Raw genomic sequence first — 23,750 nt, 5'->3', positions numbered from 1 at the left:
TCGCGGCGTGCGGATCAGGGGTTGTTGAGGACCGGGAGCGCCCGGCCCATCGTCGGCGACTGCAGCGTCGCCTCGAGCAGGTGCTTGCCGAGCAGGCTCTCGTCAGGCAGCTCGATCGGGTACTGGCCGGTGAAGCACGCCTGGCAGAGCCGCTCGGCGGGCTGGCCGGTGGCCTCGATCATGCCCTCGAGCGAGATGTAGCCGAGGCTGTCGGCGCCGACGCTGGCGGCGATCTCGTCGACGTCGAGGCCGTTGGCGATCAGCTCGGCGCGGGTGGCGAAGTCGATGCCGTAGAAGCACGGCCACTTCACCGGCGGGCTGGAGATCCGGACGTGCACCTCGAGGGCGCCCGCCTCGCGCAGCATCCGCACCTGGGCGCGCTGGGTGTTGCCGCGCACGATCGAGTCGTCGACCACGACGATGCGCTTGCCGCGGATCATGTGCTCGAGCGCGTTGAGCTTGAGCCGGATGCCGAGCTGGCGCAGCGTCTGGCTGGGCTGGATGAAGGTGCGGCCGACGTAGGCGTTCTTCACGAAGCCCTGGCCGAACGGGATCCCGGACTCGGCGGCGTACCCGGACGCGGCGGGTGTGCCGGACTCGGGCACCGGCATCACGAGGTCGGCCTCGACGGGGAACTCGCGGGCGAGACGGCGGCCCATCTCGACGCGCGCCTCGTGGACGTTGCGGCCGGAGATGGTGGCGTCGGGGCGGGCGAGGTAGACGTACTCGAAGACGCAGCCCTTGCGGTCGGGCTCGGCGAACTTGTGCGAGCGCAGGCCGTTCTCGTCGATGACGATCATCTCGCCGGGCTCGACCTCGCGGACCACGCTGGCGCCGATGGTCGCGAGGGCGGCGTCCTCGCTGGCGACGACCCAGCCGCGCTCGAGGCGGCCGAGGACCAGCGGGCGGATGCCCTGCGGGTCGCGGGCGGCGTAGAGGGTGTCCTCGTTCATCCACACGAAGCAGTACGCCCCGCGCAGCTGCGGCAGCACCTCGAGGGCGCGCTGCTCGAGCGAGGTGTCCGGGTGGTGGGCCAGCAACGCGGTGACCAGGCTGGTGTCGTTGGTGGCACCCTCGACACCCTTGATGTCGAGCTCGCCCGACGGGCCGGGGAGCGCCTCGACCATCTCGCGCAGGTCGTGGGTGTTGATCAGGTTGCCGTTGTGGCCCAGCGCGATCGATCCCTCGGCCGTGGGCCGGAAGGTCGGCTGCGCGTTGTGCCAGGTGCTCGCACCGGTGGTGGAGTAGCGCGAGTGGCCGATGGCGAGGTGCCCCTTGAGGGACTCCAGCGTCGACTCGTCGAAGACCTGGGAGACCAGGCCCATGTCCTTGTAGACCAGGATCTGGCGCCCGTTGCTGACCGCGATGCCCGCGGACTCCTGGCCGCGGTGCTGCAGCGCGTAGAGACCGAAGTAGGTCAGCTTGGCGACGTCCTCGCCGGGGGCCCAGACGCCGAAGACGCCACAGGCGTCCTGCGGGCCCTGGTCGTGAGGGTCGATGGCCGTGGTCAGACGGCCGTCGCCGCCCTTCCGCATGCTCGTCTCGTAGGGCACGACCTGCAGTCTACGGTCTCCGCACGTCGCGTCTCACATCCGTGCGGCGCCGTCCCGGATCGCCTCCCGGATGCGGGTGTAGGTGCCGCAGCGGCAGATGTTGCGGATCGTGTCGAGGTCGGCGTCGGTGACCTGGCGCCCCTCGGCCTTGACCCGGTTGACCAGCGCGACGGCGGCCATGATCTGGCCGGGCTGGCAGTAGCCGCACTGCACGACGTCACGCTCCAGCCACGCCTCCTGCATCGGGTGCAGGCCGTTGGCGCCGCGCTGCTGCTCGGCCACCTCTCCCGGGAGCCCCTCGATGGTGGTGATCTCGTCGTCGCTGCCGAGGCTGCCGACCGGCACGGCGCACGGGTTGAACGCCTTGCCGTTGACGTGCGAGGTGCAGGCCTTGCACACGTTGATCCCGCAGCCGTACTTCGGGCCGGTGATCCCCAGCAGGTCGCGCAGGACCCACAGGAGTCGTACGTCGTCCTCGACGTCGACCGTGACCCGCTCGCCGTTGACGATGAATGTCTGCTCTGGCATGTCGGTGCTCCTCAGCGGTTCAGGACGTGAGCTCGAGGCCGTTGACCGGCGACTGCGGGATCGGCGGGACGAACGACTTGGGCTCGAACGAGAGCTGGTCGTGGTTGATCGGGAACTGCGTCGGCATGGTGCCGGTCGCCCGCGCGTACGCACACGCCACCGCGGCGAACGTCGCGGCCACTCCTGCCTCGCCGGCGCCGCCGGGGACCTTCTCCTCGGACGGCACCACGATCACCCGGACGTCGGGCGGGGTGTTCCACTGCCGCGTGTAGAAGTAGTTGTCCCAGCTCGCCTCGAGGAAGTGGCCGTCGCGCAGGTGGAGGCTGGAGGTGAGCGCCAGCGCGATGCCGTCGTTGATCCCGCCCTGCATCTGCGCCTCGAGCCCGCGCGGGTTGATCGCGAGGCCGACGTCGATCGCGAACGTCACCCGGGTGACCCGCGGCCCAGTGACGGCGTCGCGGACCTGGCGACCCGTCGTCGCGGGGCGGGTGTCGATCTCGACCAGGCAGGCCGAGACGCCCTTGTACTCCTTGTGGATCGCGATGCCCTGCGCAGTGCCGGCCGGCATCGGTCGACCCCACTCGCCCGCTTGCGCGACGGTGTCGAGGACGGCCAGGAGCCGCTCGTTGCGCTGGAACTTCCGGCGGAACTGGTAGGGGTCCATCCTCATCTTCGCGGCGAGCTTGTCGACGACGAGCTCGCTGGCGACACGGACGTCGGGTGAGTAGATGTTGCGCATCGACCCGGTGTTGAAGCGGTCGTCGGTCTCGACGAGCGTCTGCGTCACGGCGCCGAAGTCGTAGGGCACCTCCTGGGTGAGGGCGAAGATCGTCTCGGCGAAGCCGAGGTTGCCGACGCCGGCCGGGAGGTCTGCGGCGGCGGCGGTGATGATCTCGCCGAGGCCGTGGCGGAAGTCGGTCTCGACGCAGGTGAGCGACTGGTTGAACGCGAGGACGTTGGTGCCGAGCACGGTCGCCTGGACCCGGCAGGTGCCCATCGGGTGCGTACGACCGACGCGGGCGTCGTCGGCGCGGTGCCACATCAGCTTGACCGGCGCGCCCATCGCCTGCGAGATCTCGGCGGCCTCGAGGGCGCCGTCGAAGAAGAGCCGCCGACCGAAGGACCCGCCCGCGGTGACGACGTTGACCTTCACCTTGTCCTGGCTCATGCCGAGCTTCTCGGCGATCCGCTGCTGGGCGACGATCGGCGACTTCAGGCCGGCCCAGATCGTGGCGCCGTCGGGTCGCACGTCGGCTACGGCGCTGTTGGTGTCCATCGGCGAGTTGCTGCGGAACCAGAAGGTGAAGTCGCCCGAGACCGTCTGGGCGAGCGGGGTGTCGGGGAGCCTCGGCATCGGCAGCTGAGCGGCGCGCACCTTGCGCAGGATCGTCGCGTCGCTCTCCCCCGCGACCGGCCCGTCCTTCCAGGCCACCTCGAGGGCGCGCACGGCGTCGATGCACTGGCCGAACGTCGCGGCGCGCACCGCGACGCCGGTGCTCACCTGCGCGACGTGGGTGACGCCCGGCATCGCCTCGACCTGCGTCTGGTTGCGTACGGACACGGGCGTGCCGTTGAGCGTGGGTGCCCGGCAGACCATCGTCGGCAGCGCGTCCGGCACGTCGAGGTCGGTGGTGAAGTCCTTCTGGCCGGTGACGGCCGCCAGGGCGTCCACGCGGTTGGTCGGCGTGCCGATCACGCTGAACTCGGCCTCGCTCTTGAGCTCGACCTGGACTGCCCGGCCCCCCGCGCTGCCCGCAGCCTTGACGGCCAGCTCGCCGTAGGTGACCGACGAGCCGTTGCGCGCCGTGATCACGCCGCCCTTGGCGACGAGCCCGGCGACGGTGTCGCCGAGGACGATCGCGGCAGCGTCGAGCAGCGCCGCGCGGGCGACCGCGGCCGCGACCCGGATCGGGGTGTACGTCGCGATGGTGGTGTTGGAGCCGCCGGTGAGCTGGTTGAAGAGCAGCTCGGGTCGCGCGGGCGCCAGGGTCACGCGCACGCGATCGACCGGCAGGTCGAGCTCCTCCGCGATCAGCATCGCGGTCGAGGTGGTGATGCCCTGGCCGACCTCGGCCCGCGGGAGCTCGAAGCTGGCGGTGCCGTCCTCGTTGATCGTGACCGTGACCAGGTTCGCGGTCGGGCGCGCGGCGTCGGTGAGCATGTCGTTGAGGTCGTACAGCTCGGCCGGCTGCGGCGCGGTCGGGATCTCCGCGGCGGCAGGCGACGTGTCGGCCAGCACGAGGTCGGCGGCGGCGACGAGGGTCGCACCGCCGAGGACGTAGCCGACGAAGCGGCGGCGGTCGACAGCGTAGGGCGAGCTGTCGCCGGGGATGTGGGGGTCGCGGGGGTGGGGCACCGAGTCACCCGATCTGGTTCAGCGCCGGTGTCCTACCGGTGCGGAGGTCCCTCCCCAGGAACGCTGCCCACTCTGACAGTGCTGCTGTCAGCATGCAATGGCAGGTCCGCGCCTCGATATCTGAGGACGTGGTGAACGGCCTCACGGCCGATCCACGACCACCACGTCCTCAGATGTCGCCGTAGAGCACGGACCTCATCCGGTGGAGGGCCAGCCGGGCCGCGGCCTTCCCGACCGCCGGGAGAGGTACGACGTCCAGGAGCGGCAGCGGCCGGGTCCAGGCCGGGTCGGAGGGCAGGGCGCCCTCGGGGCCGGAGTACCTCGGGGTGGAGGCGCGGCGGACCGCCTCCTCGACACCGAGCAGCTCGCCGCCGTCGGCCGGCACCCAGGTGCGGGAGGGGCGGCAGACCATGTCGTGGTGCAGCGACTCGATGAGCGCCGTGACGGTGTGGAACGGGGCGGTGGTGGCGAGCGCGGTCGCCAGTCCGACGATCCCGGCCGGGGCGACCGGGGCCGGGACGCTGAGGCGGGCGAGACCGGCCCCGCGGCCGCAGGCGCGCATCAGCGCCGGGTAGGAGAGGACGTCGGGACCGCCGAGGTCGACCGCACCCTCGTCGGTGCCGTCGAGCTGCTCGCCGACGGCACGGAGCACGTCGGAGACCGCCACCGGCTGGACCGCGTGCTGCATCCAGGTCGGCACCGGCTGGACCAGGAAGAGCGTCGCGATCTGGCGGATGATCTCGAACGACGTCGACCCGGCTCCGATCACCACGCCCGCGCGGAGCGCCACCGCACTCGCCCCGGAGGCCAGCAGGATCCGCTCCACCTCGAGCCGGGAGGCGATGTGGGCCGACAGCTCGGCCTCCGGCACCTCGGGCACGAGCCCGGAGAGGTAGACGAGCCGTCGTACTCCTTCGGCGGCGACCGCCTCCGCGACGTTGGCCGCGGCGAGGCGGTCGCGGTCGGGGAAGTCGGTGCGGTCGAGCGAGTGGACGAGGTACACGACCGCGTCGACGCCTTCCAGCGCCCTCGCAACCGCGTTGAGGTCGGTGACGTCGCAGCGGATCGCCTCGACCCGCTCGTCCCACCCGAAGCGGTCGGGGTCGGGCGCCGACGACGACGCGGCGACCACCTCGTGGCCGTGCTCGAGCAGGTGCGGCACGAGCCGGGACCCGACGTAGCCGGTCGCGCCGAGGACGAGGACCTTCATGACTCCCCGAGGTGCTTGAGGAGGTTGCGGGAGAAGACCGTGCCCATGTGCTTCACGACCCCGGCCATCACCCGCTCGACCGCGGGCCGCGCCAGCCCGGGTAGCGGGAGGGTGCACGCGATGTCGAGCTCGATGCTGACCTCCGTGCCCTCACCCTCGTCGGCGAGGCGGTAGGTGCCCTCGACCGCGGTCATCTCGTCGGGGCGCGACGGGTCGTGGCTGAAGTCGATCCGCTCCTCCGGCTCGAACGTCATCACCTCGGTGAACCGGGGCGCGACGGACACGCCGAGCACCGGGATGGTGCCCATCCGCCAGGTCCAGCGGTCGCCGTCCACCTCGATCCCGGTGACGTACGGCGTCATCCGGGCGATCAGGTCGGCATCGGTCAGCACCGCCCACACCTCGCTGCGTGATGAGCGCAGCACGGCCGTGGACCGGTCGCCGGCTCGGAAGGTCGCCATGGCCGTCACGCTACCGACGCCGCGGGCGGCTCGGCCTCACCCCGCCGAGCGAGCAATCGAGCGGTGGTCCACCTACATTTGAGCTCGCCGAAATGCAGGTGGACCACCGCCCACCGGCGCGTCGCCACCGACACGCTCGAGCGGCGGTGGCCAGCCCACATTTCCGGGGCTCGGAATGTGGCTCCACCACCGCCCTCCGAGATCAGCGGGGCAGCTCGCCCAGGTTGCGGAGGAGCAGCGCCTCGGCCTTGACGACCTTCTCGAACTCGGCGAGGTGGAGGCCCTCGTTGGCGCCGTGGGCGCGGGTGTCGGGGTCCTCGACGCCGGTGACCAGCACGCTGGCCTGCGGGAAGGCCTCGAGGAACTCGGCGATGAACGGGATCGAGCCGCCGACGCCCATGTCGACGGGGGGGGTGCCGTCCCAGGCCTCCGCGAAGGCGGCGCGCGCGGCGTCGTAGGCCGGGCCGCTGGCCTCGATCTGGGTGGCCTCGCCGGTGTCGACGACGGTGGTCGAGAGCGTCGCCCCCCACGGCGTGTGCTTCTCGAGGTGGGCCTGGAGGCACTGCACGGCGTTGTCCGTGGTGTCGCCGGGCGCGATGCGCATGCTGATCCGGCAGCGCGCGGCGGGCACGAGGGTGTTGGAGGCGCCGTCGACCTTGGGCGCGTCGAATCCGGTGATGCTGACCGAGGGCTTGGTCCAGAGGCGCTCGACGATCGAGCCGGAGCCGATCCACTCGATGCCCTCGGCGGCGCCGGACTCGGCGCGCAGGCGGGCCTCGGGGTACTCCACGTCGGCGGCGGGACCGGAGTGCAGCCCCTCGACGGCGACGTTGCCGGCGTCGTCGTTGAGGCTGGCGATGATGCGGCTCAGGGTCATGATCGAGTCGGGCACGAGGCCGCCCCACATGCCGCTGTGCACGGCGTGGGTCAGGGTGCGGATCTCGACGTCCATCCGCACGAGGCCGCGCAGCGAGGTGGTGAGGGCGGGCTCGCCGATGTCCCAGTTGCCCGAGTCGGCGATCACGATGACGTCGGCCTCGAGGCGGTCCTTGTAGGTGTTGAGCAGCTCGACGAGGGTGTCGGAGCCGACCTCCTCCTCGCCCTCGATGAACATCACCAGGTTGACCGGCAGCTCGTCGCCGAAGATGCGTACGGCGCCGAGGTGGGCGGCGATGCCGGCCTTGTCGTCGGCGGCACCGCGCGCATACAGACGGAGGTCGCCGCGCGCATCTTCTCGTGACGTCGGCTCCCACGGCGGGGAGTCCCAGTCGGCGTGGTCGTTCTCGGGCTGGACGTCGTGGTGGGCGTAGAGCAGGACCGTCGGAGCACCCTCGGGGCCGGACTTCTTCGCGATCACGGCCGGCGGCGCACCGTCGTACGCGCGCACGATCTCGGCCTCGAAACCCTCGGCGGCGAAGAGGTCGCGAGTGGCCTCGGCGCTGCGCTCGACCTCACCGGCCCGGGCCGGGTCGGCGGAGACCGACTCGATGCGGACGAGGTCCTCGAGGTCGCGGCGGATGCCGGGCATGACCTCGGCGAGACGAGCGGGGATGTCGACAGTCATAGGGGTCACCCTAGGACCCGGGTTCTAGCTGTCGAGACTCGCCCATTCGCCGCTCCGCTTCTCCATCATCAGCTGGCGTTCGGAGTCGGTGAAGCCGAGCCGACGGTAGATCCCGATGGCGTCGCCGTCGGTGTCCGCGACGATCACCAGGGTGCGTACGCCAGCCCCGTCGAGGAGGTGGTCGAGGCCGTGCTGCCCGGCCGCGTGGACGACCGCAGCGGCCAGCCCCTTGCGGCGGTGGTCGGGGTGCGTCTCGACGCTCTGGAAGCGCGCGACGCCCTCCTCGGTCACGAAGATCCCGGCCGTCGAGGCGAGCACCCCGTCGACGTACGCACCGAAGCGCGTGCCGCGACCGGCGTCGACGAGCCGCCGCTCCTGGGCGTTCTTCTGGCGCGCGAAGGTCATGAAGCGCTCCTCCGAGGTCTGCGGGTAGAGCTGCTGGCTCAGCCGCGCCCGCGCCTCCCAGTCCTCGTCGCTGACCAGCTCCCGCACCTCGGCGTCGACCTCGCGCGGAGCCACCAGGGAGCCGGTCGTCAGCACGGTGGCGACGTCGACGGTCATCCCGGCGGCCTCGAAGGCGACGCGGGACTCGTCGGACAGGTCGGCGGTGTCGATGCCCAGGCTGACGTGGTCGGCCGCGGGGAACTCGGTGTGGAACGCGGCCACGACCTCCTTCTCGCCACCGGCCACCGGCGGCTTCTCGAGCAGGATGAAGTTGCCCCAGAAGTACGACGGGTTGTCGGGCGAGCGGACCACGAGGTGGGTGCCGCGGTCCTCCACGACGCTGCCCGAGGAGGTCAGGAGCGCGAGGTCGGTGCGGAAGCCGAGGGAGCTGACGTGCATGGGCGCACGCTAGCCGCACCGGGCCACGGCATCCCAGCTACAGGTTGTCCGCCGCGGTGTCGGGGTCGGCCGTCGTCGACGGGGACTCTCCCCGCTCCGGGTCGGCGCCGGTGTCCCACCGCCAGTCGCGCACCTCGGGCAGGTCGTCGCCGTGGGTCCGGGTCCACGCCCGGGCACGCCGTCGGGTGTCGACCATCAGCTGGCGCACGCCCGCCGCCCGCTGGCCGAGGCCGGGCACGCGGTCGATGACGTCCATCACGAGGTGGTAGCGGTCGGTGTCGTTCATCATCACCATGTCGAAGGGCGTGGTCGTGGTGCCCTCCTCCTTGTAGCCGCGCACGTGGATGTTGTCGTGGTTGGTGCGGCGGTAGGTCAGGCGATGGATCAGCCACGGATAGCCGTGGTAGGCGAAGACCACCGGCGTGTCGGTGGTGAAGACGGCGTCGAACTCGCTCTCGCTGAGGCCGTGCGGGTGCTCCGTCGCGTCCTGGAGCCGCATCAGGTCGACCACGTTGACGAAGCGCACCTTGAGCTCAGGCAGGTGCTTGCGCAGCAGCGACGTCGCCGCCAGGGCCTCCAGCGTCGGTACGTCGCCCGCTGCCGCGACCACCACGTCGGGCTCGCTGTCGTCGTTCGACGCCCAGTCCCAGATGCCGAGGCCGCGGGCGCAGTGCAGGTCGGCCTGCTGCGCGTCGAGCCAGTCGAAGCTGGGCTGCTTGCCGGACACGACGACGTTGACGTAGTGCTCGGACTCCAGGCAGTGGGCCATCGTGGACAGCAGGGTGTTGGCGTCCGGCGGCAGGTAGACGCGGACCACCTCGGCCTTCTTGTTCACGACGTGGTCGATGAAGCCGGGGTCCTGGTGGGAGAAGCCGTTGTGGTCCTGGCGCCACACGTGCGAGCTGAGCAGGTAGTTGAGGCTGGCGATCCGCGGTCGCCACTCGATGTCGCGCGTGGTCTTGAGCCACTTGGCGTGCTGGTTGAGCATCGAGTCGACGATGTGGATGAAGGCCTCGTAGCAGCTGAAGAGCCCGTGGCGACCGGTCAGCAGGTAGCCCTCCAGCCAGCCCTGGCAGGTGTGCTCGGAGAGGATCTCCACGACCCGGCCGGAGCGGGCGAGGTGCTCGTCGAGGTCGCTCAGCTCCCCGGCCCACACCTTGTCGGTGACCTCGTAGACCGCGTCGAGGCGGTTGGACGCGGTCTCGTCGGGCCCGAAGATCTTGAAGTTCGTGTCGTTGTCGCGCACCACGTCGACGAGGTACTGGCCCAGCACGCGCGTCGGCTCGTGGATCGAGGCACCGGGTCGCTCCACCTCGACGGCGGAGTCGCGCCAGTCGGGCAGCCGGAGCGGGTGCTTGAGCAGGCCGCCGTTGGCGTGCGGGTTGGCGCTCATCCGCCGGGTGCCGGACGGCGCCTGGCCGGCGACCGCCTCGACGGGCCGTCCGTCGTCGCCGAAGAGCTCCTCGGGCCGGTAGGAGCGCAGCCACTCCTCGAGCTGCGCGCGGTGCTCGTCGTTCTCCCGGGTGCCGGCCAGCGGGACCTGGTGGGCGCGCCAGGTGCCCTCGACCGGCTTGCCGTCGACCTCGGCCGGGCCCGTCCACCCCTTCGGCGTGACCAGCAGGATCATGGGCCAGGGGCGGCGCTCGACGTCGCCGTCCTCGCGCGCCGCGCGCCAGATCTCGCGGATCGTGTCGTACGCCTCGTCGAGGGCCGCGGCCATCTGCTGGTGCACGTCGGCGGGGTCGTCGCCCTCCACCGTGATGACCTGGTGGCCGTAGCCGCGCAGCAGGCTCTCGAGCTCGTCGCGGTGGATGCGTGCAGGGATGGTCGGGTTGGCGATCTTCCAGCCGTTGAGGCTCAGGATCGGCAGCACCGCGCCGTCGTGCACGGGGTCGACGAACTTGTTCGCGTGCCAGCTCGCCGCGAGCGGGCCGGTCTCGAACTCGCCGTCGCCGACGACCGCCGTCACGAGGAGGTCGGGATTGTCCATCGCGGCGCCGTAGGCGTGCGAGAGGACGTAGCCGAGCTCGCCGCCCTCGTGGATCGAGCCGGGCGTCTCGGGCGCGACGTGGCTCGGGATGCCACCCGGGAACGAGAACTGCCGGAAGAGCCGCGACATGCCCTCGCGGTCGAAGGAGATGGCCGGGAAGACCTCGGAGTAGGTGCCCTCGAGCCAGGCGTTGGCCACCGCCGCCGGGCCGCCGTGCCCCGGGCCGCACAGGATGATCGCGTCGGCGTCGCGCTCGCGGATCAGCCGGTTGAGGTGGGTCCAGACGAGGTTGAGCCCGGGCGTCGTGCCCCAGTGGCCCAGCAGCCTCGGCTTGATGTCGTCGCGCTCGAGCGGCCGCTCGAGCAGCGGGTTGTCGAGGAGGTAGATCTGCCCGACGGCGAGGTAGTTGGCCGCGCGGAACCAGAGGTCGAGGTCGTGCACCTGCTCATCGCTGAGGGTCGCCATGGCTCTTTCGTACCCGAATCGGGATCCAGAAGTGCAGGCCTTCCGACCCTGTTCTGGAGGGCTACTCGCCCACCACGTTGACCAGCGGCTCGCCGGCCACCATGCGGCGCAGCTGGTCGCGGACCAGTGCGGAGATGCGCGGCAGCATCGCCGTCGTACCTCCTGCGATGTGCGGCGTGATCAGCACGTCGGGCGCGTCCCAGAGCGGGTGGCCGTCGGGCAGCGGCTCAGGGTCGGTGACGTCGAGGGCGAAGCGCAGCCGCCCGGCATGGGCGAGGACCGCGTCGGTGTCGAGCACGGGGCCGCGGGCCACGTTGACGACGAGGGCTCCGTCGGGCAGCAACGACAACGCGGCGTCGTCGAGGATCCCGCGGGTGGCGTCGCTCAGCGGCACCAGCGCGACCACGACGTCCTGGTCGGGCAGCAGGTCGGGCAGGTCGGCGATCGCGCGCACCCGGCCGACCAGGTCGTCGTCGCGCTCGCGCGTGGCGACCGCGGTGACCGAGGTCTTCATCGGCAGCAGCCGCTCGGCCAGAGCGCGGCCGATGGAGCCGTAGCCCAGGACCAGCACCCGCGAGTCGGCCAGCGAGCGCCGCATCTTGTCGGAGGTCCAGTGCCCGTGGCTCCGCACGGCCTCGGGGATGCCGCGCAGGCTGGCCAGGACAAGGCCGACCGCGTGCTCGGCGGTGGCGTCGTCGTGGACGCCGGTCGCGTTGCAGAGCGTGATCCCGTCGGGCAGCCGCTCGGCCACGCCGTCGTACCCGGCACTCTGGAGCTGCACCACCCGCAGCCCGTCGAGCAGGTGGCCGCGGTCGATGACGTCGGCGCGCGTGGCGTAGTGCGGCACCCAGAGCGCGACCTCGCCAGCGGGCGGCGGGCCGTCGCCGTTCCAGATCGCGACCTCGACGCCGTCGACCGGGCCGACCGCGTCGGCCAGCTCCTGCGTCGCGATCGCGGCCTTCATGCCTGCTCCCCGGTCAAGGGGAGGTACGGCGTCAGGTCGGTGCGCTCGCCGCTCGCCGACACCCGGCCGGAGTCGACCGCTTCGGCCCACGTCGTCCGACCCGTGGCGACGGCGAGCCAGGTCTCGGCGTCGGTCTCGACGACCGCGGGCGGCGTGCCGCGCGTGTGTCGCACGCCGGGGATCGCCTGCACGGCGGCGTAGGGCGGGACGCGGACCTCCACCGAGCGGCCGGGCGCGCGCGTCTCGAGGACGGCCAGGTAGTGCTTCACGAGCGCCTTGGTGTCGGCGCCCTCGAGCTCTGCTTCAGTCAGGACCTTGAGTCGGGCAGGCACTCGTCGAGCCTAGTCAGGCCGGCTCAGGCGATGGAGTCGAGGATCTCCAGCTGGGACTGCCACGCGGGCGACTCCGGGTCGATCACCACGAAGTGGTCGCCCTCGACCCGGATGATCTCGGCCCGCGCCCCGGCCGCCGTGGCGTCCACGACGTAGCCCTCGGACTGGCCGAGCGAGACGATCGCGTCGTCGACGCCGTGCACGCACCACACGGGTACGTCGAGCGGGATCTGCTGCTGCGGGTCCCACTGCGCGTCGTCGGGCCCGGGGGTGTGCCCGAGCAGTGCCGCGGCCGCCCCGCCGCCGAGTCCCATCCGCTCGGACATGACGAGGTCGAGCACGCCGGCCTGCGAGATCGCGTGCGTCACCGCGACGCCCGGATCGACACGACCGGCGGCCCACACGGCGAGGTGCCCACCGGCGGAGTGCCCGAGCGTCACCACGGTGGAGAGGTCGAGGCCGTCGACCTCGGCCAGGGCGTCGATCGCCGCGGCCACGTCGTCGAAGGTCTCGGGGGTGCCGCCGCCGTTGCCGACCCGGCGGTACTCGATGTTCCAGGCGGTCCAGCCCCGCTCCGCGAGCGAGGCGGCCAGCGGCTGCCCGAGCGTGTAGTCGTACGCCGCCTTCCAGAAGCCGCCGTGGATGACCACCACGACGCCGCGCGAGGCACCCTGCGGGCGATAGAGCTCGACGAACTGGGAGGGGTCGTCGCCGTAGGTGATGCGCTCGACGCCGTCCGGCGTGACGGGTCCGGGATCGGGCGTGGGCACGACGGACTCCTCGGAGCAGGTCGTCAGCAGGACGAGCGGGGCGAGCCCGAGCACGGGCAGGGCCAGAAGCGTACGACGGCGCATGTGCGGTGTTCGGAGCCGATCCGCGGATCGCTCGGTCACCCGTCGGCGCGTGGCTGCATGACCTGCACGACCTGGTAGGTCCGGCGACCCGGCTCGCGGCCCCGGGTGCGCTCGGCCCACGCCTCGATCACGGCGTCGATCTCGCCCCGCAGCTGGTGGGCCTCGTCGTCGGTGAGCTTGAGCGCGTGGTCGGACACCGCGAAGACCCCGCGGCCCTCCTCCTTGCTCATCGCGAACGCGCGATCGACCACCTCGTGCAGCGAGGCCATCTTGCTGCTGCGGAACACCTCCACCGCGGCCCGGCCCCCGGGCGCCTCCGCGAGCTCGCTGAGGTTGACGGTGAAGCCCTGCTCCGCGGTGGCCCGCCACACCCGGTCGCGCTTGTCGCGCGCCTCCTCCGGCGCCTCCTCGACGAGGCCGTACTTCGCGAGCTGGCGCAGGTGGAAGCTGGCCTGGTTGGCCGGGATGCCGAGCTCGCGCGCCACGTCGGCGGCGCGGATCGGGCCGGTCGCGGAGATCTCGTCGAGGATCCGCGTGCGCACCGGGTGCGCGATCGCGCGCAGGACGCGGGGGTCGGACAAGGGCTTCGGCTCGGCCATGCGCGCATCGTAGCGAAAATGCGCACGCACTATTGCGCAACATCACTTGCGCAACATATGGTGCGCATATGCCCGGATACCGCCAGCTCTCGAAGAACCGCGACTTCACCGTCCTCTGGATCGGCGACACCGTCAGCGAGCTCGGCAGCGCGCTGTCGATGTTCGTCTTCCCGCTCATCGCCTACGCCCTCAGCGGCTCGGCGCTCACCGCGGCCGTCGTCGAGGCGGCCTACCTCGGCGGGCTGTGCGCGACGCTGCTGCCGGCCGGCGTGCTCGCCGACCGCGTGGACCGCAAGCGGATCATGCTCGTCTCCAGCGCGACCGGCTGCGCGGCGTACACGTCGCTCGCCGTCGCGGGAGCGGTCGGCGCCCTCACGCTCCCCCACCTGGTCGCCGTCGCCCTCGTCGCGGGCGTCGCGGCGGGCGTCTTCAACCCGGCCCAGATGTCGGCGATCCGGTCGGTGGTGTCGACCGAGGACCTGCCGACCGCGCTCAGCCAGAACCAGGCGCGCCAGCACGTCGCCTCGCTGCTCGGCGGCCCGCTCGGTGGTGCGTTGTACGCCGTCACCCGCTGGCTGCCGTTCGCCGTCGACGCGGTGTCGTACGCCGTCGCGTGCGTCACCGTGAGCCGGGTGCGCACCGACCTCTCCGCGCCGCACCGCCGGAGCGAGCCGCTGCGCCAGCAGCTCACCGAGGGCTTCCGCTTCATGTGGGCGCGGCCGTTCTTCCGCACCCTGATGACCTGGGCATCACTGACCAACCTGGTGACCAACGCGATCTTCTTCGTGGTCGTGCTGCGGATGGTCGCCGACGGCGTGCCTGCCGCGCAGATCGGCCTCGTTTCCACCGCCGCCGGTGTCGGCGGCATCCTCGGCGCGATGCTCGCGCCGAGCCTGATCCACCGCATGCCGACCGGCCGGCTGACCGTGCTGATCGGCTGGATGTGCTGCCTGCCGCTGGTGCCGCTCACGGTGTCGGCCAGCGTGTGGACGGCGTGCGCCAGCACCTTCTTCCTGCTGCTGCTCAACCCCGTCGGCAACGCGGGCATCAGCTCCTACCGGATGGCCGTCACGCCCGACCACCTGCAAGGCCGGGTCGGGTCGACCAGCCAGTTCGTCTCGATGTCGATCATGCCGCTCGCGCCGCTGCTGGGCGGCTGGCTGCTCGAGCACCAGGGCGGCACGACCGCCATCACCGTCCTCGTGGTGGCGTCCGCGCTCCTGGCCGTGCTGCTCACCGCGAGCCGCTCGATCCGCTCGGTGCCGCGGCCCTCGGAGTGGGTGGTCGAGGAGGCCGCGCCGCCGATCAGCGCTCCGGTGGCCGCGTAGATCCCGGGTCGGTGTAGTCCAGTGACGAATGGCTGATTCGGCGGGGTAGTCCAGTGGTGAACGGCTGTCCAGAAGCACCCAGGACGACCGTTGTCCACTGGACTACCCCGACGTGCCAACGCGGGAGAAGCGGGCGCCGACCTCGGCCACCTTCTCGGCCAGCTCGGGCGGGGACTCCACGACGAAGTTGCCGCCCGAGCCGGCCAGCACCATGACCGGCCAGGCCAGGTCGTCGACGTTCATCTCCAGCAGGCAGCCCGTGCCGTCGGGCGTGACGGTGCCCCAGCGCCCGACCTGGGTCGCGAGCTCGTCGGCCGGCACGTCCACCCGCACCCGTACGGCGTACCGCTGGGGCATCTGCCTGATGCCCTGCTCCACGAAGGCGAGGGCGTCGTCGGCAGGCAGGTCGCGCGGGCGGAAGCGCTGGCCGGTGGGCTCGGGGTCGGCGATCCGGTCGAGGCGGAAGCTGCGCCAGTCCATCCGGTCGCGGTCCCAGGCGACGAGGTACCACCGGCGGCCGAGGCTCACCAGGCGGAGCGGCTCGACGCGGCGGTGGGTCACCTCGGCCTCGCGCGCGGAGTAGTCGAAGCGGAGCAGCTCGCTGTCGCGGCAGGCCTGGGCGAGCGTGGTCAGGACGGCGGCGTCGAAGACCGGCGCACCCTCCCAGGGGCCGGGTGACTCGGTCTGGCTGGCGACCGCGTCCATCTGGCGGCGCAGGCGCGGCGGCATCAGGGACAGCACCTTCGAGAGCGCCTGCACCGACCAGTCGTCGACACCGGCGACCGCGGCCGTCGCGGTGGAGCGCAGGCCCACGGCGATGACGACGGCCTCCTCGTCCTCGAGCAGCAGCGGCGGGAGCGACCCGCCGGCACGCAGCTGGTAGCCGCCGGCGGCGCCGCGGACGGCGTCGACGGTGTAGCCGAGGTCGCGCAGCCGGTCGACGTCACGGCGGAGCGTCCGCGAGCTCACCTCGAGCCGCTCGGAGAGCTCCGGACCCGGCCAGTAGCGGTGGGTCTGGAGCAGGGACAGCAGCCGCAACATCCGCTCGCTCGTGCTCATGCCCTCAGAATATGTTCAATGCGGACAGGAACTGACCGCATACGTCCCTAGCGTCTTCTTCATGACCTTCACTCACACAGGACCGGCGATCGTGACCCGTGGCCTGACCCGCCACTTCACGTCGCGCAAGCAGACCGTGGAGGCCGTCCAGGGCCTCGACCTCGAGATCGGGCAGGGCGAGCTGGTCGCCTTCCTCGGGCCCAACGGGGCCGGCAAGTCGACCACCCTGCGGATGCTCACCACCCTCATCCCACCCACCTCCGGCACTGCGAGCGTGGCCGGCCACGACGTGGTGACCGGGCAGCGGGACGTGCGCCGCGCGATCGGGTTCGTCGGCCAGGGCAACGGCGCCGGCCACCGCCAGCTCGGTCGCGACGAGCTCATCAGCCAGGGACGGGCCCACGGCCTCTCCCGCGCCGACGCCCAGCGCCGGGCGGCCGAGCTGATCGACGACCTCGACCTCACCGCGGTCGCCGACCGCAAGGTGTCCTCCCTCTCCGGCGGCCAGCGCCGCCGCCTCGACATCGCGATGGGACTGGTGCACCTGCCGCGGGTGCTGTTCCTCGACGAGCCGTCGACCGGCCTCGACCCGCAGAACCGGGTCAACCTCCAGGGCCTGATCCAGCGTCTGCACGCCGAGAGCGGCAGCACTGTCGTGCTGACCACCCACTACCTCGAGGAGGCCGACGCCCTCGCCGGCCGCGTGATCGTGGTCGACCACGGCCGGGCCATCGCCGACGACTCCGCCGCCCGGCTCAAGAGCGGGCTCGGTGACCTGGTCCGCCTCGGCTTCGCCACCCCTGCCGCCTCCGCGCGGGCCGCCGCCCGCCTGGAGCGCGTGCCCGAGTCGCGCGTCGACGTCACCGACTCCTCGGTGGACCTGCGGGTCAAGGACGGCTCGACCCTCGTCGGTGAGCTGCTCGCCGACCTGGCTGCGGACGGCGTACCCCCGGAGCGGGTGGAGGTCGCGCGACCCACCCTCGACGACGTCTTCCTCGACCTCACCGGTCGCAGCCTGCGCGAGACCCAGCAGTCCCCCGACCCGTCGGCCACCGAGGCCGACGCCACCACCATCGAGAGCGAGGTCGCAGCATGAGCACCTTCGTCGCCGACACCGTCAACGTGATGAACCGCGAGCTCAAGCCGCTCTGGCGCGAGCCGATGGCGGTCATCTTCGCGATGATCCAGCCGCTGGTCTTCCTCGGGCTCTTCGCGCCACTGCTGCCGGAGATGGCGTCCGGCTCCGCGCTCCAGTGGTTCGTGCCCGGGATCGTGGCGATGACCGCCCTGATGGGTGCGTCGTTCACCGGCTCGAACCTGATGGAGGAGATGCAGTCGGGCTCGCACGAGCGCCAGCTGGTCTCGCCTCTCGGCCGTCCTGCCCTGCTCGTCGGGCGGGCGCTCAAGGAGGTCGTGCCGATGCTGATGCAGGTCGCGATCATCGTCGCGGTCGTGACGCCGTTCAGCTTCGACCTCCACCTCGGCGGCGTCCTCGCGGCCGCGGCCGTGCTGTCGCTCTTCAGCATCGGCGTCGGCGCGCTGTCGTTCGCGCTGGCGCTCGCGTCGAAGGGCCAGGACTGGATGTTCTGGACGGTCCAGCAGACCCTGCTGTTCCCGACCCTGCTGACTGCCGGCGTGCTGCTGCCGATGGACGGCGCCCCGCGCTGGCTGGAGGTCGTCTCCACCCTCAACCCGATGACGTACGTCGTCGACGCGGTGCGCGCGCTCTTCGCGGGCACCTTCCCGGCCGACGTCGTCGCGCGGGGGGTCGCCGGTGCGGCCGTCGTCGCGGCCCTCGGCCTCTGGGTCGGCGTGCGGGCGATGCGCCGCTCCAGCTGAACGGACCGCTGGTTGAGCAGCGAGCGCCAGCGAGCGTGTCGAAACCAAGGTCCACCGTGGCCTTGGTTTCGACACGGGCGCGGGGCGCCCTGCTCAACCGGCGGCTTGTCGGTCAGGTCAGCCGGCCGGCCGAGCCGAGACGCCAGATCGCGGTGCCGCGGAGGCCGAGGTCCTGCGCGAGGGTGGCGCGGCGGGCGATCGAGCTGAGGCCCGACCACCAGAGGCGGCTGCCGTCAGGGAGGCGGGCCGACCACTCGGCCGGACCCGATCGCCAGCGGGGCTCGACGCCCGCACGCTCGACGAGGCGCTGGGCGGCCTTCACGGTGAGGGTCCGCCCGGTGCCGTCGGGTCGCCAGAGGTAGCCGTAGCCCGCGATGCCGAGGTCGAGCTTGGCGGCCGGCACTGCCTCGAGCGCGGCGGCGACGCTCTTCTCGACCCAGGGCAGCCCGCCGACCGGGCCGGGACCGGACCACCCGGGGCCGTGCTGGTCGTAGGCCATCAGCTGGATCGCGTCGACTACGGCCGCGAGCTCGGCGAGCCGATACCCCCGATCCCTGTACGCCGATGCGGTGCTGCTCGCCGACACGTCGATGGTGATCGAGGCACTGGCCGGCAGCCGCTGCCGGAGAGCCACCACGAGGGCGACCAGGCCGCGGGAGTCGCGGCGCCGGACGAGCTCCAGGTCGACGTTGACGCCGTCCCAGCCGCCCGCGACGACGAGGGCGGTCAGCCGGTCGGCGACGATCGCGACGTGGTCCGGGTCGGACAGCAGCGACGAGGCCGCGTCAGGGTCGAAGGCACCGAGCCGGTCGCTCCAGTTGCCCACGAGCAGCTCGGCCCGCAGTCCCTGCCGGTGCGCGACCTCGACGAGCCGGAGGGTCCGCGGATCGGGCGTGGTCGTCGAGTCACCACGAGGCTTCAAGGAGACGGCGGCGACAGTGACCGTGGTCAGCGCACCCGCGTCCCGGCGGATGATCACCGGCCGGGTGCTCGGCAGCGCGTAGCCGGTGACCGCGAGCCCTTCAGGTGCGGCCCGCTCGGGGGTGGGTGCGGCGCCCGCCGGCGCCGGCGCGAGGAGGAGCAGGGCGAGGGCAGCGATCGTCGTACGCACGCGGCCGAGTCTGCCCCGAGCTCGCTGTAACGCCGGGTTATGGCTTGTTCTACCCATCTCCGGCGGGGGTGCCTACAAGCAACAACCCGGCGTTACAGCGGGAGTCAGGAGCCGAGGACCGCCGGGAGGGTCGCCTGCCAGGCTGCCTTGGCCTCGGCGACGGGCACCTCGAAGGCACCCTCGACCGAGATCGTGTCGCCACCGGTGCGGCCGAGGGGCGTGACGGGCACGCCGTGGCGCTCGGCGAGCGCGACCAGCGCGTCGGCCTGCTCGTCGGTCACCGTGACGATCGCGCGGGCCGTCGACTCGGAGAAGAGCCCGACGAACGCGTCGCCGGCCAGCGCGACCGAGACGCCGATGCCGGCCGTGAAGGTCGACTCCGCGAGGGCCTGGGCGAGACCGCCCTCGGAGAGGTCGTGGGCGCTGGTGACGACACCGTCGCGGCCGGCGTCCTGCAGCAGCAACGCCAGCGCCTGCTCGGCAGCGAGGTCGAGCACGGGCGGTAGGCCACCGAGGTGCCCGTGCACGACGTGGGCCCACTCGGAGCCCGAGAGCTCGTCGCGGGTCTCGCCGAGCAGGAAGACGCGCTCGTCCGCGGCGCGGAAGCCGGTCGGCGTACGACGCGTGACGTCCTCGATCACGCCCAGCACGGCCACCACCGGGGTCGGCAGGATCGCCGTCTCGCCGGTCTGGTTGTAGAGGCTGACGTTGCCGCCGGTGACCGGGATGCCGAGCTCGAGGCAGGCGTCCTTGAGGCCGCGGCAGGCCTCGGCGAACTGCCACATCACGGCCGGGTCCTCCGGCGAGCCGAAGTTGAGGCAGTCGGAGACGGCGAGCGGCCGCGCGCCACCGGTGGCGACGTTGCGGAACGACTCGGCGAGCGCGAGCTGGGCGCCGGTGTAGGGGTCGAGCTTGGCGAAGCGGCCGTTGCAGTCGGTGGAGACCGAGACGCCGAGATTGGTGTCGGCGTCGACGCGCACCATCCCGGAGTCGGCCGGCTGCGCGAGGACGGTGTTGCCCTGGACGTAGCGGTCGTACTGGTCGGTGATCCACGACTTGTCGGCGAGGTTCGGCGAGGCGACCAGCCGGAGGAGCGTGGACCGCAGCTCCTCGCCCGACGCCGGACGCGCCAGGCGCGAGGCGTCGTCGGCCTGCAGCTCGTCCTGCCAGTCGGGGCGGGCGAAGGGGCGCTGGTAGGTCGGGCCGTCGTGCGCCACCGACCGTGGAGGTACGTCGACGACGCGCTCGCCGTGCCAGTCGATGTGCAGCCGGCCGGTGTCGGTCACCTCGCCGACGACCACGGCCTCGACGTCCCACTTCTCGCAGATCGCCATGAACGCGTCGACGTCGCCGGGCTCGACGACCGCCATCATCCGCTCCTGCGACTCGCTCATCAGGATCTCCTCCGGCGCGAGCGTGGAGTCGCGCAGCGGGACCCGGTCGAGCTCGACGTGCATGCCGCCGTCACCGGCCGAGGCCAGCTCCGAGGTGGCGCACGAGAGGCCGGCGCCGCCGAGGTCCTGGATGCCGGCGATCACGCCGGCGGCGAAGAGCTCGAGCGTGCACTCGATGAGCAGCTTCTCCATGAAGGGGTCGCCGACCTGGACGCTGGGGCGCTTGGCCGGCCCGCTGCTCCCATCGGAATTGGCGTCGAACGTCTCGGAGGCCAGCACCGACACCCCGCCGATGCCGTCGCCGCCGGTGCGGGCGCCGTACAGCACGACCTGGTTGCCGACACCGGACGCCTTCGCGAGGTGGAGGTCCTCGTGGCGCAGCACGCCGACACAGAGCGCGTTGACGAGCGGGTTGCCGGCGTAGGTCGCGTCGAAGACGGCCTCGCCGCCGATGTTGGGCAGGCCGAGGCAGTTGCCGTAGCCGCCGACACCGGCCACGATCCCGGGCAGCACGCGCGCGGTGTCGGGGGCGTCGAGCGGGCCGAAGCGCAGCGGGTCCATGACCGCGACCGGCCGCGCGCCCATCGCGAGGATGTCGCGGACGATGCCGCCGACGCCGGTCGCGGCGCCCTGGTAGGGCTCGACGAACGACGGGTGGTTGTGGCTCTCGACCTTGAAGGTCACGGCGTAGCCCTGGCCGATGTCGATGACGCCGGCGTTCTCGCCGATGCCGGCGAGCATCTTGCCCACGGGCGTCTCCTGCGGGATCTCGCCGAACTGCTTGAGGTGCACCTTGGTGGACTTGTAGGAGCAGTGCTCGCTCCACATCACCGAGTACATCGCCAGCTCCGAGCTGGTCGGGCGGCGGCCGAGGATCTCGCGGATCCGGGCGTACTCGTCCGCCTTGAGGCCGAGCTCGGCCCACGGCTGCTCGCGCTCGGCGTCGGTCGACGCCTGGGCCACCGTGTCGAGGGTGCCGGTCGCGCCGGACGTGGTCAGGGACTGGGCGCTCGTGTCGGGCACAGGCGCCAATCTACCGGCGATCGACTGGAGGCTGCTTCCCGGCCCACCAGGTCTCGACACGCTCCGTCCCGGCTTCGCAGGCTCAGCCGGAGTCGCTGCTCGACCACCATCGAAGTAGTGCGCTGTCGCGCCCTACTTCAGCAGTCCGTCCGCGAGGATCTCGAGCATCGGCCGCACCGCGGCGGGCTCGAGGTCGGACTGGTCGGCGACGGTCGCGACACCGCCGACGAGGCGCGCGACCTGGAGGGACGACACGTCGTCGCGTACGGCGTCCTCCGCCCGCAGCTGGTCGAGCACGCGGCCGCTGGCGGACTGCAGCACCTGGCACTTCGTGCGGATCGGGGAGGCCTCGTCGCCCATCGCGCCGGTGATCTTGGCGGGGCCGCCCTTGTGCACGCTGATCAGCCGGACGTACTCCTCGAACCAGTTGAGCAGGACGTCGCGCGGATCGCCCTCGTGGGCGAGCGCCTTGTCGGCCGTCTCCTCGACGTGGTCGACCCACGCCTGCATGACGGCGTCGATCAGGTCGTCGCGGCTCGGGAAGTGGCGGTAGAGCGTGCCGGGTCCGACGCCCGCCTGCTTCGCGATGAGGTCGAGCGAGGCGTCGTACCCCTGCTCGCGGAAGACCTGGCGAGCGACCTCGACGATGCGGTCTCGGTTGCGCTGGGCATCGGCTCGCACGGAAATCTCACCTCGGGCTTGCTAAACGGAGACAGTCTCCGTATTGTCGTGGAGGAAGCGGAGTCATCCTCCGGATCTACTGTACCTCGGCCCACGAGGCCAGAACAGGACCGCACCTCATGTCATCCACCACCTCCCTGCGCCAGCAGGGATCCCCCCGGGAGCTCCCCGTGGAGCTGCCGCCGCAGGCCGGCCGCGCAGCCGCCGGCATCGCGATCGTCCTGGTCGCCCAGCTGATGATCGTGCTCGACGCCACCGTCGTGAACGTCGCGCTCCCCCGCATCGACGCCGACCTGGGCTTCGGCCCCGCGTCGCTGTCGTGGGTCCTCAACGCCTACACCCTCGCCTTCGGCGGACTGCTGCTCCTCGGCGGCCGCCTCGGCGACGTCTTCGGCCGACGCCGGGCCTTCGAGCTCGGCCTCGCCGTCTTCACCGTCGCGTCCGCGCTCGGCGGACTGGCCCAGACCCCGGGCCAGCTCGTCATCACCCGCGCCCTCCAGGGTGTCGGTGCTGCGCTCGCCGCGCCGAGCGTGCTCGCACTGCTCACCACCAGCGCTCCCGACGACGCCGCGCGCAACCGGGCCTTCGCCCTCTTCGGCGCCGTCTCCTCCGGTGGCGCGTCCATCGGCCTCATCCTCGGCGGCCTGCTGACCGACGTCGGCTCGTGGCGCTGGACGCTCTTCATCAACGTGCCGCTCGGCATCGCCGTGCTGCTGCTGGTCGGACGCTTCGTCGACGAGACGCCGCGCCGCCCCGGCCGCTTCGACCTCGTCGGTGCCGCGAGCGCGACCGTCGGCGCCGTGTCCCTCGTGTGGGCCCTGATCGGCGCACCCGAGCACGGCTGGACCTCGCCGCGCACCATCGGCGGCTTCGTCCTGGGCGCTGCGCTGCTCCTGCTGCTCGCCCGCACGGAGACCCGGCACCCGCACCCGATGGTGCAGCCGCACCTGGTCCGCCGCCGCCGCGTCGGCGCGCTCGCCGCGATGGCGCTGGTCATCGGCGCGAATCTGTCGATGTTCTTCCTGGTCGTCCAGTACGTCCAGACGGTCCTCGGCTTCGGTCCGCTGATGTCGGGCTTCGCGTTCCTCCCCTTCAGCCTCGGCATCTTCGGGATGTCACGCGTCACCCCGTGGCTGATCGGGCGGGTCGGACCCCGCGCGATGCTGATGACCGGCACGGCCGCCCTCACCGTGGGCTACGCCTGGCTCAGCGGTGCGGACGCGACCGGCACCTACCTCGGCGCCGTCTTCGGCCCGATGCTGATCGCGGGCCTGGCCACCGGCCTGGTGTTCATGCCCATCACAGTCACGGTGCTCTCGGGCGTCGAGCACGAGCACGCGGGATCCGCGTCGGGCCTGCTGCAGACCACGCAACAGCTCGGCAGCGCCGTCGGCGTCGCGGTGATCGTGTCGGTGTACGCCGCCGGCGCGGTGCCTGGCCAGTTCGTGCCCGGCCTGCAGGCGGCCTTCCTCACCTCGGCCGGATTCGCGGCCGTCGCCCTGCTCGTCGCGGCCACCGTGCTGCGTACGCCCAAGCAGGAGGTCGCGGAGGTCGTCACCGACCCCGAGCCCGAGCTGGCTGCCGAGGCGGCCTGAC

The 23,750-nt window shown here is 72.0% G+C and carries 20 protein-coding genes; 4 read left to right on the top strand and 16 right to left on the bottom strand.

The genetic code is table 11. The features are described 5' to 3' along the window. Positions 1 to 14 precede the first annotated feature (14 nt). The 12 genes from purF to J2X46_RS04950 all read right to left on the bottom strand — a co-directional run bounded on the left by purF (position 15) and on the right by J2X46_RS04950 (position 13,719). Positions 15 to 1,535, bottom strand: a complete 1,521-nt coding sequence (gene purF, locus J2X46_RS05005) for an amidophosphoribosyltransferase (RefSeq protein ID WP_310249172.1) — start codon at positions 1,533 to 1,535, stop codon at positions 15 to 17. 51 nt (positions 1,536 to 1,586) lie between these two features. Beyond that, positions 1,587 to 2,081 carry a 2Fe-2S iron-sulfur cluster-binding protein gene (locus tag J2X46_RS05000; RefSeq protein ID WP_310247637.1) on the bottom strand — a complete coding sequence of 165 codons (495 nt, stop codon included), beginning with the start codon at positions 2,079 to 2,081 and terminating at the stop codon, positions 1,587 to 1,589. A 19-nt stretch (positions 2,082 to 2,100) separates the two neighbouring features. Continuing rightward, positions 2,101 to 4,437, bottom strand: coding sequence for a molybdopterin cofactor-binding domain-containing protein (locus tag J2X46_RS04995; protein WP_310247635.1), 2,337 nt, complete (start codon positions 4,435 to 4,437; stop codon positions 2,101 to 2,103). Between the two features lie 169 nt (positions 4,438 to 4,606). Further along, positions 4,607 to 5,647 (bottom strand): NAD(P)H-binding protein, encoded by a 1,041-nt coding sequence (locus J2X46_RS04990; protein WP_310247632.1) that lies wholly within the window; start codon positions 5,645 to 5,647, stop codon positions 4,607 to 4,609. Next, entirely contained in the window at positions 5,644 to 6,108 is a 465-nt protein-coding gene (locus J2X46_RS04985; protein ID WP_310247630.1) for an SRPBCC family protein, read from the bottom strand. Before J2X46_RS04985 ends, J2X46_RS04990 begins: the two co-directional genes overlap by 4 nt. Before the next feature lie 202 nt (positions 6,109 to 6,310). After that, positions 6,311 to 7,672, bottom strand: a complete 1,362-nt coding sequence (locus tag J2X46_RS04980) for a dipeptidase (RefSeq protein ID WP_310247629.1) — start codon at positions 7,670 to 7,672, stop codon at positions 6,311 to 6,313. Positions 7,673 to 7,696: 24 nt separating this feature from the next. Beyond that, complete coding sequence (locus J2X46_RS04975; RefSeq protein ID WP_310247628.1) at positions 7,697 to 8,515, bottom strand: GNAT family N-acetyltransferase; 819 nt, start codon at positions 8,513 to 8,515, stop codon at positions 7,697 to 7,699. A 37-nt stretch (positions 8,516 to 8,552) separates the two neighbouring features. Next, entirely contained in the window at positions 8,553 to 10,970 is a 2,418-nt protein-coding gene (locus J2X46_RS04970; protein WP_310247626.1) for a phosphoketolase family protein, read from the bottom strand. Positions 10,971 to 11,031: 61 nt separating this feature from the next. Then, positions 11,032 to 11,934 carry a 2-hydroxyacid dehydrogenase gene (locus J2X46_RS04965; RefSeq protein ID WP_310247625.1) on the bottom strand — a complete coding sequence of 301 codons (903 nt, stop codon included), beginning with the start codon at positions 11,932 to 11,934 and terminating at the stop codon, positions 11,032 to 11,034. Continuing rightward, positions 11,931 to 12,266 (bottom strand): sterol carrier family protein, encoded by a 336-nt coding sequence (locus J2X46_RS04960; protein ID WP_310247622.1) that lies wholly within the window; start codon positions 12,264 to 12,266, stop codon positions 11,931 to 11,933. The genes J2X46_RS04965 and J2X46_RS04960 overlap by 4 nt, the downstream gene beginning before the upstream one ends. 23 nt (positions 12,267 to 12,289) lie before the next feature. Further along, positions 12,290 to 13,120, bottom strand: a complete 831-nt coding sequence (locus J2X46_RS04955) for an alpha/beta hydrolase (protein ID WP_310247619.1) — start codon at positions 13,118 to 13,120, stop codon at positions 12,290 to 12,292. 35 nt (positions 13,121 to 13,155) lie between these two features. After that, the gene (locus J2X46_RS04950; protein WP_310247617.1) at positions 13,156 to 13,719 is read right to left on the bottom strand and encodes a helix-turn-helix domain-containing protein; all 564 of its coding nucleotides are present in this window, start codon (positions 13,717 to 13,719) and stop codon (positions 13,156 to 13,158) included. 68 nt (positions 13,720 to 13,787) lie between these two features. Here J2X46_RS04950 and J2X46_RS04945 point away from each other — a divergent pair, with 68 nt between their 5' ends. Further along, positions 13,788 to 15,047: an MFS transporter gene (locus tag J2X46_RS04945; RefSeq protein ID WP_310247614.1), complete on the top strand. Its 1,260-nt coding sequence runs from the start codon at positions 13,788 to 13,790 to the stop codon at positions 15,045 to 15,047. A 102-nt stretch (positions 15,048 to 15,149) separates the two neighbouring features. On the opposite strand, the gene J2X46_RS04940 is transcribed toward J2X46_RS04945, so the two are convergent. Next, positions 15,150 to 16,106: a YafY family protein gene (locus tag J2X46_RS04940; RefSeq protein WP_310247612.1), complete on the bottom strand. Its 957-nt coding sequence runs from the start codon at positions 16,104 to 16,106 to the stop codon at positions 15,150 to 15,152. Between the two features lie 61 nt (positions 16,107 to 16,167). Here J2X46_RS04940 and J2X46_RS04935 point away from each other — a divergent pair, with 61 nt between their 5' ends. Together J2X46_RS04935 and J2X46_RS04930 are read left to right on the top strand one after the other, a co-directional pair. Continuing rightward, positions 16,168 to 17,202, top strand: a complete 1,035-nt coding sequence (locus J2X46_RS04935; RefSeq protein WP_310247609.1) for an ATP-binding cassette domain-containing protein — start codon at positions 16,168 to 16,170, stop codon at positions 17,200 to 17,202. Next, positions 17,199 to 17,945: an ABC transporter permease gene (locus tag J2X46_RS04930; protein WP_310247608.1), complete on the top strand. Its 747-nt coding sequence runs from the start codon at positions 17,199 to 17,201 to the stop codon at positions 17,943 to 17,945. The genes J2X46_RS04935 and J2X46_RS04930 overlap by 4 nt, the downstream gene beginning before the upstream one ends. Positions 17,946 to 18,057: 112 nt before the next feature. Here the strand turns inward: J2X46_RS04930 and J2X46_RS04925 are convergent, their stop codons facing one another. The 3 genes from J2X46_RS04925 to J2X46_RS04915 all read right to left on the bottom strand — a co-directional run bounded on the left by J2X46_RS04925 (position 18,058) and on the right by J2X46_RS04915 (position 22,154). After that, on the bottom strand, positions 18,058 to 19,056 hold the full coding sequence (locus tag J2X46_RS04925; RefSeq protein ID WP_310247605.1) for a glycosyl hydrolase family 18 protein: 999 nt from the start codon (positions 19,054 to 19,056) through the stop codon (positions 18,058 to 18,060). 104 nt (positions 19,057 to 19,160) lie between these two features. Further along, positions 19,161 to 21,473: a phosphoribosylformylglycinamidine synthase subunit PurL gene (purL, locus tag J2X46_RS04920; protein ID WP_310247603.1), complete on the bottom strand. Its 2,313-nt coding sequence runs from the start codon at positions 21,471 to 21,473 to the stop codon at positions 19,161 to 19,163. Between the two features lie 132 nt (positions 21,474 to 21,605). Further along, complete coding sequence (locus J2X46_RS04915) at positions 21,606 to 22,154, bottom strand: TetR/AcrR family transcriptional regulator (RefSeq protein WP_310247600.1); 549 nt, start codon at positions 22,152 to 22,154, stop codon at positions 21,606 to 21,608. A 119-nt stretch (positions 22,155 to 22,273) separates the two neighbouring features. Between J2X46_RS04915 and J2X46_RS04910 the strand changes: the two genes are divergently transcribed. Beyond that, the gene (locus J2X46_RS04910) at positions 22,274 to 23,749 is read left to right on the top strand and encodes an MFS transporter (RefSeq protein ID WP_310247597.1); all 1,476 of its coding nucleotides are present in this window, start codon (positions 22,274 to 22,276) and stop codon (positions 23,747 to 23,749) included. The last annotated feature ends 1 nt before the right edge of the window (position 23,750 follow it).

The organism is Nocardioides sp. BE266 (assembly GCF_031457855.1).
In the GTDB taxonomy this organism is placed as follows: Bacteria; Actinomycetota; Actinomycetes; order Propionibacteriales; family Nocardioidaceae; genus Nocardioides.
The sequence above is the reverse complement of the archived record's forward strand: the minus strand, read 5'-3'. Positions and strand labels throughout refer to the sequence as shown.